The sequence below is a fragment of the Streptomyces sp. NPDC085481 genome (genome assembly GCF_044541845.1).
Lineage (GTDB): Bacteria > Actinomycetota > Actinomycetes > Streptomycetales > Streptomycetaceae > Streptomyces.
Genome location: NZ_JBITTJ010000001.1, coordinates 973,220 through 986,302, shown reverse-complemented (window position 1 = coordinate 986,302; position 13,083 = coordinate 973,220). Strand labels below are relative to the sequence as shown.

9 protein-coding genes are annotated in these 13,083 nt (G+C 75.6%); 1 reads left to right on the top strand and 8 read right to left on the bottom strand.

What is annotated here, in order from left to right; genetic code table 11:
- Positions 1 to 85: 85 nt before the first annotated feature.
- The 5 genes from ACIGEZ_RS04545 to ACIGEZ_RS04525 form a co-directional block, all read right to left on the bottom strand.
- On the bottom strand, positions 86 to 703 hold the full coding sequence (locus tag ACIGEZ_RS04545) for a hypothetical protein (protein ID WP_399825559.1): 618 nt from the start codon (positions 701 to 703) through the stop codon (positions 86 to 88).
- Positions 704 to 753: 50 nt separating this feature from the next.
- A complete protein-coding gene (locus ACIGEZ_RS04540) occupies positions 754 to 1,710 on the bottom strand; it encodes an ABC transporter ATP-binding protein (protein WP_399825557.1) in 957 nt (318 codons plus the stop codon).
- Complete coding sequence (locus ACIGEZ_RS04535; protein ID WP_399825555.1) at positions 1,707 to 4,502, bottom strand: FtsX-like permease family protein; 2,796 nt, start codon at positions 4,500 to 4,502, stop codon at positions 1,707 to 1,709. The genes ACIGEZ_RS04540 and ACIGEZ_RS04535 overlap by 4 nt, the downstream gene beginning before the upstream one ends.
- Before the next feature lie 38 nt (positions 4,503 to 4,540).
- Positions 4,541 to 7,339: an ABC transporter permease gene (locus ACIGEZ_RS04530; protein WP_399825553.1), complete on the bottom strand. Its 2,799-nt coding sequence runs from the start codon at positions 7,337 to 7,339 to the stop codon at positions 4,541 to 4,543.
- A gap of 163 nt (positions 7,340 to 7,502) precedes the next feature.
- Complete coding sequence (locus tag ACIGEZ_RS04525; RefSeq protein ID WP_399825550.1) at positions 7,503 to 7,907, bottom strand: globin; 405 nt, start codon at positions 7,905 to 7,907, stop codon at positions 7,503 to 7,505.
- Positions 7,908 to 8,016: 109 nt separating this feature from the next.
- Here ACIGEZ_RS04525 and ACIGEZ_RS04520 point away from each other — a divergent pair, with 109 nt between their 5' ends.
- Positions 8,017 to 8,979 carry a methyltransferase domain-containing protein gene (locus ACIGEZ_RS04520; RefSeq protein ID WP_399825548.1) on the top strand — a complete coding sequence of 321 codons (963 nt, stop codon included), beginning with the start codon at positions 8,017 to 8,019 and terminating at the stop codon, positions 8,977 to 8,979.
- 52 nt (positions 8,980 to 9,031) lie between these two features.
- Here the strand turns inward: ACIGEZ_RS04520 and ACIGEZ_RS04515 are convergent, their stop codons facing one another.
- The 3 genes from ACIGEZ_RS04515 to ACIGEZ_RS04505 form a co-directional block, all read right to left on the bottom strand.
- Positions 9,032 to 10,288: an FHA domain-containing protein gene (locus ACIGEZ_RS04515; RefSeq protein ID WP_399825545.1), complete on the bottom strand. Its 1,257-nt coding sequence runs from the start codon at positions 10,286 to 10,288 to the stop codon at positions 9,032 to 9,034.
- Between the two features lie 23 nt (positions 10,289 to 10,311).
- Positions 10,312 to 11,640: a VWA domain-containing protein gene (locus ACIGEZ_RS04510; protein ID WP_399825542.1), complete on the bottom strand. Its 1,329-nt coding sequence runs from the start codon at positions 11,638 to 11,640 to the stop codon at positions 10,312 to 10,314.
- 61 nt (positions 11,641 to 11,701) lie between these two features.
- Positions 11,702 to 13,081, bottom strand: coding sequence for a PP2C family serine/threonine-protein phosphatase (locus tag ACIGEZ_RS04505; RefSeq protein WP_399826222.1), 1,380 nt, complete (start codon positions 13,079 to 13,081; stop codon positions 11,702 to 11,704).
- Positions 13,082 to 13,083: the final 2 nt, after the last annotated feature.

The window sequence follows — 13,083 nt, the reverse complement described above, 5'->3', positions numbered from 1 at the left end:
CGCGTCAGCAAGGCGCGTCGCCTCAGGCGCGTCAGCAAGTCGCGTCGCCACAAGCGCATCAGCAAGGCGCGTCGCCAAAGGCGCGTCACCAGATCCGCTGTTCCGTGCCCTCCGCCGCGACCGCCAGCACCGAGAGCGCCGCGCACAGGAACAGCAGGACCGACGGGATCACCAGGGACCCGCGGGAGACGTTGTCGCTCGCCAGGACCGGGTCCATGCGATGCGCGGGGTCGTACGCGATGCGCACCGGGCTGCCCGCGTCGCCGGCCTTCTGCTCGGCCGAGAACTCCGACGGATAGCCGCCCGGGCAGGTCAGCGTGTGGTGGTACAGGGTCTTGGCCGCCGGCGCGCCCTCGCCGAAGGCCGGGTGCTCGGTCACCTTCACCCTGCCCACGACGACGCACTCGACGACTGCACCGCGGACCGCGGAGTCCCGCGCTTCCACCCACACCGCGGCCAGGCCCGCCACGAGCAGCACCGCCGCGAGGACGCTCCCGCCCTCCCGGAAGAGCGCGTTGTGCGCGCCCAGGGCCGCGGCGGTCAGGACGAGGCCGACGAGGACCGCGAACAGGGTCGGGATCCGTACGGGGCTGTGCATGCTCCAGCCCGCCCACAGGTGCAGCAGCAGGCCGGCGGCGGCGGGGACGAGCACCGCGCCGAGCAGCGACGGGACCTTTCCCGGGTACGACAGGGCCATTCCCATGAGTCACCCCCCCGGGTAGGGGGACGCGCCCGGGCGTCCGTACGGTTTCGTCAGCGTTCCGCGTCGTCCGGCCAGACCCCGATGTGGTCCTGCTCCAGTTCGAGCGCCACCCGGTGCTCCATGCCGAGCGCCTCGGTGTACTCCGCGGGCAGCTGGAGCCGGCCGGCCCGGTCGAGCATCGCGTACTCCCGGGCCACCAGCGACTCCTGGCCCTCCGCGTCGATCTCCGTGCGGCGCAGCACCTCCGACGAGGTGCGGCCGTCGCGGATGGCGACCGTACGGCGGACCTCGGAGGCGACGGCCTGGTCGTGGGTGACGATCACGATCGTGGTGCCCAGCTCCTCGTTGGCCCGCCGGAACGCGGCGAAGACCTGCTCCCCGGTGGCCGAGTCCAGCTCGCCGGTCGGCTCGTCGGCGAGCAGCACGGACGGGTCGTTGGCGAGGGCGACCGCGATGGCCACCCGCTGCTGCTGGCCGCCGGAGAGCTGGTGCGGGCGCCGGTCGCGGATCTCGGCGATGCCGAGCATCGCGAGCAGCTCGTTCGCGCGCTGCGCCTTCTTCTTCGCCCGGCCCTTCAACTGCATGGGCAGGGCGACGTTCTGCACTGCCGTCAGATACGGCAGGAGGTTGCGCGAGGTCTGCTGCCAGACGAAGCCGACGACCTCGCGGCGGTAGCGCAGCCGGGCCTTGCCGTCCATGGCGAGCAGATCGCAGCCCGCGACCTTCGCCGCCCCGGCGGTGGGCACGTCGAGGCCGGCGAGGATGTTCATCAGGGTCGACTTGCCCGAGCCCGAGGCGCCGACCAGGGCCATCAACTCGCCCTCCTTCACGAGGAGATCGAGGCCCTGAAGCGCCTGCACCTCCACCCCGTCGGTGGTGAAGATCCGGACCAGACGGTCGCAGGCGATGAGCGCGTCATGACCGTACGAGGGCCGGTCGCGGTGTGCCGTCGCCCGCCGCTCCAGCTCCTCGAGGGTGGCCGTAGGAGTTCCCGAGGTCGTCGTCATCGTGCGTCTCCTGCCCTGAGTTCCTTGATCGAGCCCTTGCGCGCCGCCCACCACGCCTGCACCGCCGCCGCCAGGCCCGCGAGCACCACCACGCCGGCAGCCGGAAGGCCGAGCGACCAGACGTCCGCCCGCAGCGCCGCGCCCACGTCCGTCGCCTCGCCCGGCTCGGCCGCGAGCGCGAGCCGGGCCAGGTCCACGCCCGGCGAGAGCAGCAGGATCGTCGCCCAGCCGACCAGCGCACCGCCCGCCGCCGCGAGGACCGCCTGCGGCAGCGCCTCGAGGCCGAGCAGGCGCCGGCCCTGCCGCCGGGTCAGGCCCATGGTGCGCAGCCTGGCGAGCAGCGTGGTCCGCTCGGGGGCGGTCTGGAGCAGCGAGAGCAGTACGGCGAGGACGGCGTAGCCCGCGCCCGCGCCGATGGCGGTGAGGTAGATCCGCTCCGCGCCGGTCTGCATCGGCGAGTCCACGTAGGTGGCCCGCTGTTCGCTGCGCAGCCGTACCCGGGAGTCCTTGGCCTTCGCCGTCACCGCGGCGCGCAGCGCCCCGCCGTCGAGGGATGCGCCGGAGACCAGGAGCGCGGTGTCCGTGTGGTGGGTCAGGTCGGCGGCGTTGACCAGCAGGAAGTCCTTGCCGGGCAGGGCCGGGGTGGTGGCGCGTACGGCGACCACCTTCACCTGGAACACGCCGGCGGCCGCGACGATCTCCAGCGGCTTGTCGCCGAGCCGCTCGGCGACCTCGGGCGAGGCGATCACCGGGACGACCCGGCTGGTCCTGCCGACGGAGGCGGGTCCGCCCGTGCCGGTGGACCTCAGGAGCCCGGCGGGGAAGGCGCCGAAGCCGGTGCTGGCCGCGAGCCGGGTGTACGAGGCGGGGTCGACGCCGATCAGCGGCGCGCTCATGCCCTGGGCCGAGGTGCCCTGGTACGAGGGCAGCGACACCCCGTACTCGATCTGTACGGGCGCCACCTCCCGTACCCCCGCCGTGCCGCGCACCGCCTCGGCGACGCCCGGCGCGAGCGGGGTCCACTCCAGGGGCCCGGTGACCCTGGCGTCGGCGCCGGTCGTGAGCAGCGCCGCCCGGTCGCGGGCGTCGGCGACCCCGGCCAGCACGGAGCCGCCGAACGCGGCGGTGGTCAGCGCCACCAGGAGCGCGAGCAGGGGCAGGGTGCCGGTCGCCGAGGAGCGCCCGGCGCGCGCCAGCGACAGATAGCCGACCGCGCCCCGCAGCCGGCGCGCGGGCCGGGCCGCCCAGCGCAGCGGCAGCGGATACAGGCGTACGAGGACGAGCGCGGCGATCAGTCCGACGAGCACCGGCGCCGCGCTCACCAGGTAGTCGCCCGCGTCGCCGGTGCCGCGGCGGCGCAGCGCGGTGACGGCGCCCACCGCGAGGGCGAGCAGGGTGAGTTCGGCGACCGTACGGCGGCGCGAGGGGCGGGCGGAGACGAGGTCCTCGCGCCCGCCGTGCAGCAGCGGGCGGCGGTGCCGGACGACCGCGCGCAGCGGGAGGACCAGGGAGGCGATCAGGGCGACGCCCGCGGCGGCCAGGAGCGCGGGCAGCATCCGGGCGCCGCTGTCGGCGCCGCCACCGTCGCCGCCGACGGCGAACCGGGCGAGCAGCAGGCCGAGTGCGGCGGCGGGCACGGCGACCACGGCGGTCTCGCCGAGCAGCCGGCCGCCGATGCCGGGCAGGGAGCCGCCGCGCGAGCGCAGCAGGGCCAGTTCGGCGTGGCGGCGGGCGGTGAACAGGCCGCCGGTCATGGCGAGGACGACGGCGGCGACCGCGCCGATGCCGAAGGCGGCGACGGCGACGACGGGGGCGATGGCGTCCCGCATGCCGCGATAGCCGTCGACGACGTCGTCGAGGCTGGTCTCGAAGGCGCCGTTCGGGCCGAGTTCGCCGCGCAGCCGCACCAGGTCGGGTCCGCTGGTCGCCGAGTCGAGCGCGGCGCTCAGCCGGTCGGCGTCCTGGGCGGTGAGGTGTTCGGCGGTGGTCGCGAACTGCCAGTACAGCTCGGGCTCCCCGGTGGTGCCGAGCAGCCCGGGTGCGGCGGCGGGCGGCAGGAGCAGGGCGGCCTGCCAGTAGTAGACGGGGTCGGCCGAGCCGGGCTTCAGGGCGAAGGCGGGGGTGCGAAGCAGTGGCTGCACGGCCCAGTAGGCGCGCTCGGGGTCGCGCGGCTCGACGATCCCGGTGACGGTCACGCCCTCGGGCTCGCCGTCGCTGCCCGGCACGTGGACGACCGAACCGACCTTCAGCCGGAGCGACTTCGCGGTCTCTGTCGTCACCACGGCCTCAAGGGCCCCGTCCGCTCCGGCGCGCGCGGCGCGGCCGGTCTTCAGGATCGAGTGGGCGGTCAGCCCGGAGGGCGCGGCGAGCACGAACTCGGGCGCCTCGCCGTACGGCTTGGGCAGCCAGGCGTCCAGGCCCTGGAGGCGCTGCACGGTGCGCACCCCGTGGACGGAGTCCTCCGGGACGGTGCGCAGCGGCTGTGGGAGCAGGCCCGTCAGGCGGCCGCGGGCGCGGTCCAGGCCCCCCGGGCGGAGCTGGGCGGCGCGCTGGGCCAGGGTGTCGCTGGAGTCGAGTGGGGTGGTCACGACGAGCGCGGTGTTGCGCGGCTCGGCCGAGGCGACGGCGTGCCGCAGGCCCTCCGTCTCGTACGTGTCGACGGACCGCGGCAGCGCCGCCGCCAGGAACGCCGTCACCAGGACGAGCAGCCCGAACGCGGCCGCCGCGCCCGGGGCGGTCCGCAGCCGGGTGCGCACCCAGGGGGCCACGGCACGGGCGGGCTTGCGGGGCATGGCGTTCGCCTTTCCGGGGGCAGGGGTGGCCGACGGCATCAGTGGTCCCCCTGGGTGCGCAGGGTGACGGCCGGGTCGGTGCGGCGCAGCGCGATCGCGGCGACGATGAGCAGCGGCAGGACGGCGACCCCGGCGAGCAGCAACGCCACGTGGCCGAGGGGGAGTTCGACCAGGACGGCGGGGACGGGACGCTCGGCCCGGCCGGTCAGCACGACGAGCGGGACGACCGCCCGGGTCAGGACGGTGCCGATGAGGACGCCGACCAGCAGTCCGATGCCGACGAGCAGCCCCTGTTCGGCGGCGATCAGCCGGGCGAGCTGGCGGCGCGGTGCGCCGAGCGCCCGCAGCACCCCGAACTCGGCCGACCGCTCGCGCGTCGAACCGGCCGAGCTGACCGCGAAGCCGACCGCGGCGAGTGCGGCAGCGGCCGCCGCGACCGCCATCAGAGCGGAGTTGGGGCCCGCGCCGAGCGGGTCGCCGAGCAGCTCGGCGGCCGCCTCGTCCCGTACGAGCACCTGGGCGGGGTCGGCGTCGGGGCGGGCGCGGAGGGTCTCGGCCACGGCGGCGGCCCGGCCGGGCTCGGTGGTCAGCCACCATTCGGTGGGCGCAAGGCTCGCGTTCGGCCTGGCCGAGAGGGAGCGGTTGGCGGTGTCGAGGTCGACGAGGAGCGCGCCGCCGTCCTGCGGGGTGGCCGCGGGGGCGGTCGCCGAGACCGACACGGCGCCCGGCCCGGTGGTCGGCAGCTCCCGTACGACCTCGGCGATGGTCACGTCGAGGGTGAAGCCCCCGATCATGACCGCGACGGCGTCGCCCTTCTCGGCGCCTGCCGCCGCCAGGTACGCGTCGGTCGCGACGGCAGGGATCCGGGGGACCGGTGCGGAGTGCCGGCCGGGCTTCGGGGCGATGGCTTCGAGACGGGCGGCGGGGGAGCCGTTCGCGAGGTCGGGGCGGAAGAGCATGCCCTCGGCGGCCCGCCGGGTGTCCACGGCGAGGACGGCCGCCGTCCGGCCCGCGACGTCGGTGCTGGCGCGGTGCACGGGCGCCGCCGCACGGACCCCGGGCACGGCCGCGAGCCGGTCGGTCTGCGCCCGGTCGCCGGGGCCCGCACCGAGCACCCGTACCGTCGCGCCCGTACGGAAGTCGGCCTGGTCGCGCTGCGAGCGGTCCCAGGAGTCGCTCTGCCCGATCGCCAGCATGCCCATCGCTACGGCGAGCACGAGCAGCAGCACCGGGCCCGCGCCGCGCAGCGGGCGGCGGCTGAACTGCCAGCCCGCGAGCGCCGCCGGCAGCCCGCGCCCGCCGGCCGCGCGCCGCTCCGCCAGCTTGGCGGCGGGCGGCAGCAGCCGCAGCGTCAGGACGGTGCCGGCGAGCAGGGCGAGGGCGGGCGCGGCGACCAGTAGCGGGTCGATGCCGAGGGCGCCGGAGCGGTCGCCCGCGATCGCCCCGCCGCCCGCGCCCTCGCCGGTCTGCCGGTCGAGCTGCCAGTAGGCGACGCCCGCGATGAGGAGCAGGCCGATGTCGGCCCCGGCACGTACGGGAGCGGGCAGCGTCGCCGCCCTGCCCTTGCGCAGCGACACCATGGCGCCGTCACCGGACGCGAGCGCGGGTGCCACGACGGCGGCCGCGCAGCACAGGGCGACCGCGGCGGCGACCAGCCACACGGTGGGCGGGGGAGTGGCGTCGAGGCCGGGGCCGAGCGCGTCGAGCGCGGACCGGTCCGCGAAGAGCCGGGTCAGCGGGCCGGCCAGCAGCGGGGCTGCGACGGCGGCGGGCACGGCCAGGAGCAGCGCCTCGGCGGCGGCGAGCCCGGCGATCCGGCGACGGGAACCGCCGCGGGCGCGCAGCAGTTCGGTCTCCCCCGACCGCTCGGAGCTGAGCAGCCGGGCGACGAGCAGCAGGGCGTACGCGGCGAGCAGCACGAGCTGCACGGCCACGATCGACAGGGTGGAGCGGGAGACGAGGAGCGCCCGGTCGGTCTGGTCCAGGACGGTGGGCAGCGAGGTGTAGGCGTTGACGGTGGTGCCGAAGCCGGCGGTGTCGGCGGCCAGCGCCCTGGGGCCCTCGGTCGCGGCGGCGCGCAGGGCGTCCATCCGGCCGGTCGTGACGCCGGTGTAGTCGGCGGCGCCGAGCCAGGAGGTCTCACCGGTGGTGAGCCGCCCCGAGGCGAGCACGGCCGGGTCGGCGAGCAGCGGGCCGTAGGTGGTGAAGACGACCGTCCTGACGCCGCGGCCACCGGCCGGGTCGAGCTGCCAGTAGAGATCGGCGCTGTCCATAGGCCGGTAGACGCCGGTGATCCGGGCCTTGACGGGCTTCCCGCCGAGCCGGTCGGCGAGGTCGAGGACCGCGCCGGGGGTGATCTTCAGGCGCTTGGCGGCCTCCTCGGGGAAGGCGGCCTCGACCGCTTCCCGGGGGCCGGTCGCCTTCGGCCAGGCGCCGCTGACCAGGGAGAGGCGTGAGCGGTCGAGCGCGGCGAAGTCGGTGAGGTCGGGGTCGCCGGCGCGGGCGGCGGGGGCCTGGAGGCCGCGGGGCAGCGCGTACGGGCCGGAGCGCTCCAGCTTCCGTACGGTCACGGGCAGACCGGCGAAGGTCTTGCGGGCCCCCTCGCGGGCGGCCGCGTCGGCGCTCGCCCGCTTGTCGGCGGGGACCTGGCCGCTGACGACCAGGGCGGCGGCGGGCGCGGAGCGGCCCTGGAGGGTGCCCTGGAGCGCGGCGTCGCCGATGGAGCCGGAGAAGGCGGCGAGGGTGGCGAGCACCGAGGTGGTGAGCAGGACGGCGAGCAGGGCTGCGGTGAGCAGCAGCCGGTGTGCCCTGACGCGCAGTAGTACGAAGCCCGTCACCCGTCCCCCTGAAAACCCCGTGATCGTTCACTTTCGAACGTTCATCGGATGGTTTCAGAGGGCATCGGATTCGGTAACCGCTTTCGGTCTCACCTTGATCCGATCGTGACCGATATTTGGGGTCCACTCACCGGAATGCGTCCGTCCGCGGACGGACGGGCGATCAGTCCGCCGTGTTGATCATCGAGGCGGCCGCGTAGGCCAGATACCGCCACAGCTCCTTCTCGTGCTCCGGTGCGAGCCCCAGCTCGTCCACCGCGTCCCGCATGTGCCGCAGCCACGCGTCGTGCGCCGCCCGGTCGACCGTGAACGGGGCGTGCCGCATCCGCAGCCGGGGGTGGCCGCGGTGGTCGCTGTACGTGCGGGGGCCGCCCCAGTACTGGATGAGGAACAGCACCAGGCGCTCCTCCGCCGGTCCCAGGTCCTCCTCCGGGTACATCGGCCGCAGCAGCGGGTCCTCCGCGACCCCCTGGTAGAAGCGGCGGACCAGGCGCCGGAAGGTCTCCTCGCCACCCACCTGCTCGTAGAAGGTCTGCTCCTGAAGCGTGCCGCGCGGAATCTCGTTCACCGTTCCATCGTCTCAGATGACCCGGCGGAGGACCGGGGGCTTAGGACCTCCCGCGGCCGGACCCCGCGAGCGGTGGCCGGAAACGGGGGGTGCGCAGGACAGTGGAGCCATGGATGCAGAGCGCGATGAGGCGGAACGGGCGCGGCGGGCCCTCGTGCGCGAGATCGACGCGTACGGGGTCCTGCGCGACCCCGCCTGGCGGGCCGCCTTCGACCAGGTCCCGCGCCACCTCTTCGTCCCCTCCTACTACGTCTCCGGTGCCGGCGGCTACGAGCGCCTCTGGTACGGCGACCCCGACCCCGTGCGCCGCACCCGCTGGCTGCGCGGCGCCTACCGGGACACCGCCCTCGCCACCCGGGTCAAGGACGGCGAGCTGGTCTCCTCAGCGAGCCAGCCCTCCCTCATGGCGCAGATGCTCGAAGCCCTCGACCTCCGCGACGGCCACGACGTCCTGGAGATCGGCGCCGGCACCGGCTACAACGCGGCCCTGCTCTGCCACCGCCTCGGAGACGCGCACGTCACCACCGTCGACCTGGACGAGGAGATCGCCGAGTCCGCCCGCGCCCACCTCGCCACCGCCGGATACCGGCCCGCCGTGCTCGCCCGGGACGGCGCCCGCGGCTGCCCCGAGCGCGCTCCGTACGACCGGATCGTGGCCACCTGCGCGGTGCCCTCGATCCCGTACTCCTGGCTCGACCAGTGCCGGCCCGGCGCGCTCGTCCTCACGCCGCTCTCCACCGGCCTGATCCTGCTGCGGGTGGACGACCGGGGGCATGCGGAGGGGCGCTTCCTGGCCACCTCGGCGTACTTCGTCGCCCTGCGCGGCGGCAGCGCCCGGCCCCCGCTGCGGCGCGCGGCCGGGCTGCCCAGGCGGGTGTACGACGACGAGCGCTTCCAGTTCCTCTCCACGCTGGCGGCGGGGGGCCTGGAGACGCGCGAAGCGCTCGCGCTCTGGCAGCGGGAGCGGCGGCCGGAGCGGGAGCGCTTCGGGGTGACGGTGAGCGGCGGCCGGCAGTGGGCCTGGCTGGACGACCCCGAGGGGCCCTACGCCTGGCCACTGCCGGACCTGTGAGCTGCCGGTGCCGGGACCTGGGGCCTGTCCGACGGATCAGGCCGGGCAGGCCCTAACCCCGTCGGACGGTGATCGTCGTCCAGGCGCCGACGTGCACCCGGTCGCCGTCCTGGAGCTGCACCGGCACATAGGGCTGGATCGGGTCGGGGGCGCCGTTGATCGTGGTGCCGTTGGTGGAGTTCTGGTCCACCACCGCCCACGAGCCGTCCGGCTGCTGCACGAGCACCGCGTGCTGGTGCGAGACGCCCGGGTCCTCCGGCGGCACCGACAGGTCGATGTCGGGCGACTCGCCGGTGGAGCGCCGGCGGCGGCCGATGCTGATCTGGTTGCCCTGGAGCTGGATGCGCTGCTCGGGGGAGTACGCGGGCAGGTTGAGACCCGAGGCCTCCGGGCCGCTGCGGTGCATCATCGCCATGAAGTACTCGCGGTCCGGGCCGATCACCGCGCTCCAGCCGACGGGCGGGCCCGGCTGCTGGTACTGCTGCGGAGGAGCCTGCTGCCCGGGGGCGGCCATGGGCGCCGGGGGCTGCGGCTGCGACGGCGGCGAGATCATCCAGTCGTCGTCGGCTCGCGGCTGCGGCGGTACGGGCTGGGGCGGCGCGGGCGGCTGGGGTGCGGGCGAGTGGGGTGCCTGGTGGAACGCCTGCGGGGCCTGGGGCTGCTGGTGCGGCTGTTGCTGGTGCGGCGGCTGCTCGTGGAAGGCCTGCTGCTGCGGCGGGGCCTGGTGCGGCGGCGGCGCCTGGTGGGGCGGGGCCATCGGCGGGCGCTGCGGCGGGGCCTGGTGGTGCGTCGGGTCGGCGCCCAGCGGCTCGGCCGGACGGTTCACCTGCGAGGGGCGCGAGCCCTGGTACTCGTACGGGTCCGGGTGCTGCGGCTGCGGCGGGCTCGGCGGCGACTGGAAGCCCGGCGGCAGGTTGAGCCCGGGCGGCGGGCCCTGCTGCTGGCCCTGCTGCGGGGGCGGCGCGATCGGCGTGTACGAGGTCGCCGTGTTGGTGAGGAAGTTCCAGCGGCACTCCTCGCAGAACGGCGCCATGTGCTCGCGCGGCGTCCGGCACTGCGGGCAGAGCTCGGCCTGGGCGGTCGCGTTCGGGTCACCGCCGGGGCCGAAGCCGCCGGGAGCGGCCGGCGGCGGCACGGGGCCGCCCATCTGGCCGGGACCACCCGGGCCGGGATATCCGTACGCGGGCGGCGGCGGGGGAGGCGGCGGTACGGCACCCGTCGGCGCACCCGCCCCGGCCGCCATGCGGTGGCCGCAGACCTCGCACCAGTCGTCGGAGACCGACTGGTGTCCGTTCGGGCAGGTCGGCATGTCGGTGCTTCCCCCTCTCTCGCTCATTTCTTCACGCGAACGGTTTTGGTGGAGCGGGTCTCGAGAGTCATCTCGTCCGCTTCCGCGACCTTCGCCTTCAAACGCACAGTACCCGTCGCCGCGTCGACCACGTCCACCACCTTCGAAAGGAGTTTCGCGGTATCGGCGTTGCCGGAGGCGGCGGCGAGCTGCACCGCGCGCCCGAGTTTGGCCGTCGCGCCGTCCCTGTCGCCCGACTTGCGCGCGTCCAGGCCCTGCTGGATGGCGTCCGCCAGCTCGGCCTGCCCGGTGTAGTGGGCGACCTGCGGATTGATCGAGGTGGACATCGCCATGTCGTCCGTCCACACCGCGCGTACCAGCCCCTGGGACAGCGTCGTCGGCGTGCCGCCCGCCGGGTCGGGGACGATCAGCGAGACCCGGGCGGCCAGCATCTCCTGCCCGATCGCGGCCTGCGGGACCCGGACGGACACGTGGTAGTCGCGGGACTCGTCTCCCCAGGATCCGGTCGGGTAGTCCCCGGCGCGCGGTCCCGCATCGGTGCGACGGCCGGTCAGGTCGTCGACGGTCGGGGCCACCTGCTTCACGAAGGAGATCTCCACGCCCACCGGGGTCCACAGGCGCAGCGCGACGTCCGCGAGCTCCTTGCCCATGGCGTGCTCCATCATCGTCGTGAAGTCCGCGGCGAGGCCCGCCGGATCGGCGACGATGTCGGCCGTGCCGAGCAGCGCCGAGGCGATGCCGGTGACCTCCTTGACCTCCCAGTCGGTGCCCACCCCGCGCGCGTCGCAGGTGAACCGGCCGGCGCAGTCGTCGAGCGCGGCCCGCAGCTCCTCGGGCGCCTCGTGCTCGTTGCGCCCGTCCGTGAGCAGGATGCCGTGCCGGATCGATACGTCGGCGGAGGACAGCAGCCGGTCGGCGAGCCGCAGCCAGGTGCCGATGGCCGTACCGCCGCCCGCGCTCAGGGCGCGCAGCGCGTCCTTGGCCTGGGCGCGGGTGCGGGCGTCGGCGACGGCGAGCCGGCCCCCGCCCGGGTAGACCTCCTTCGCCACGTGCGTCCCCGCGACGACGGCGAAGGAGGTGCCGTCGCGCAGGGTGTCGATCGCGGCGGCCGTCGCCTCGCGCGCTCCGCGCATCTTGGTCGCCGGGTAGTCCATCGATCCGGAGCAGTCGAGCATCAGGACGACGGCCGCGGAGCCGCCGGAGGCCGGCAGGACCGCGCCGCCGGCGGTGCCGCCGCCGGTCGAGGTGACGGTGACGATCGCGCTGACGTCCCGCCCGCCCTCGGGCAGGTACTCGTTCTGGTAGACGTCCACCGAGAACTGCGGCCCGGTCGGCTTGGAGAAGTTGGCCATGGTGATACGGCTCCTCGGCGTACGAGAGGGGCGGAAGGATCGGGTCGGGTTCGGTGGCCGCTCAGGCCGATCCTGCCCCGGGGGACGGGACCGCGAACGGCAGCAGCGCGACCGTGACGTTGTCGTGGCCTCCGCCGTCCAGCGCGTGGCCCACCAGGACCTGGGCCCCGTGCAGCGGGCGGTCGGCGGCGTCCGGGGGCACGACCCTGGCCATGTCCTCGGCGCCCTCCGCGTAGTTCCACAGGCCGTCGGTGCAGACCACGACCACGCCGGGCCGGTCCGGCTTGAACGCGGCCGTGTGCGGTTCCAGTTCGTACGCGTCGGCGCCGAGCCAGCCGGTGATGGCGTGGGCGCGTTCGTCCGCGTACGCCTCTGCCTCGTTCATCAGGCCGGCGGCGACCATCTGCGCGGCCCACGAGTCGTCCTCGGTGAGCCGGGCGGGCGGCGTGCTGCGGTCGTCCGGCACCCAGTAGACCCGGCTGTCGCCGACCCAGCCGACCACGAGCAGTCCGCCGGCCACGATCGAGCCGACGATGGTGCAGGCCGGGGAGTTCTGGTGCTCGTGCTCCTTGGGGGTCTCCTCCGCCAGGGAGTTGACCGCCTCGGCGGCCGCGACGATCGCCTCGTGCATGGCCTGCTGCGGGTGGGTGCCGCGGGGCAGCGCGGCGAGCAGCGCGGCGCCCGCGGCGGACGCGGCGGCGCTGGACGCCTCGTCGGGCCGGGTCGCCGAGGAGACGCCGTCGCAGACGATGGCGAGCGCGGCGGGGGAGCCGTCGGGCAGCGCGGTCGAACAGACGGCGAAGGCGTCCTCGTTACGGTGGTGGCGCAGGCCGCGGTCGCTGACGGCGGCGACCGTGGGCAGCTCCTCCTCCATGTGGTCGCGCTCGCGGGGCTGGGCGTGGCCGCAGTGCTCGCAGTACCCGTCGCGGTCCACCCACCCGGTGCGGCAGGCCACACATACCTTCCGGTCGTCGCCCGCGTCCGGGGAGCGCAGGGCGGCGCGCGGGTCGGGCGCGGCGAGCGTGAAGTCCCCCTCGGCCTCGGCCTCGGCCTGGGCCCTGCCTTCGGCCGGCTCGCCGGCGTCCGGTTCGGCCGCGGCCCGTCCCGGTGCCGCCGGCCCCGGTGCGGCCGCCCCCGGTGCGCCGCTCGCCTCCGGCACGCCGTCCGTGCGGACCGGGATCGTCGGCAGGTCGTGGCCGCCCGAGTCGGTGCCCGGCAGGTCGCCGGGGTGCTGGGTCGCCGTCGTGAGGGAGTTCGGGTCGCGCGGCGGCGGCTCCGGCCAGGACGCCGGCAGGCTGATCGGCACCGTCGGCCGGTCCGGCCGTGGCGTCGCCGACAGGTCGTGTCCGCACGCCCCGCAGAAACGGTCCCCCGACTCGAGCGGCTCCGAGCACTCGGGGCAGGTCCCCAGCGGGTGCGGGGGCTTCGGCTTCTGGGACATAC

What these genes read in the sequence shown, in the direction of transcription:
- ACIGEZ_RS04545 (WP_399825559.1), bottom strand. Translation starts at nt 703, where the DNA reads ATGGGAATGGCCCTGTCGTACCCGGGAAAGGTCCCGTCGCTGCTCGGC.
- ACIGEZ_RS04540 (WP_399825557.1), bottom strand. Translation starts at nt 1,710, where the DNA reads ATGACGACGACCTCGGGAACTCCTACGGCCACCCTCGAGGAGCTGGAG.
- ACIGEZ_RS04535 (WP_399825555.1), bottom strand. Translation starts at nt 4,502, where the DNA reads ATGCCCCGCAAGCCCGCCCGTGCCGTGGCCCCCTGGGTGCGCACCCGG.
- ACIGEZ_RS04520 (WP_399825548.1), top strand. Translation starts at nt 8,017, where the DNA reads ATGGATGCAGAGCGCGATGAGGCGGAACGGGCGCGGCGGGCCCTCGTG.
- ACIGEZ_RS04515 (WP_399825545.1), bottom strand. Translation starts at nt 10,288, where the DNA reads ATGCCGACCTGCCCGAACGGACACCAGTCGGTCTCCGACGACTGGTGC.
- ACIGEZ_RS04510 (WP_399825542.1), bottom strand. Translation starts at nt 11,640, where the DNA reads ATGGCCAACTTCTCCAAGCCGACCGGGCCGCAGTTCTCGGTGGACGTC.
- ACIGEZ_RS04505 (WP_399826222.1), bottom strand. Translation starts at nt 13,081, where the DNA reads ATGTCCCAGAAGCCGAAGCCCCCGCACCCGCTGGGGACCTGCCCCGAG.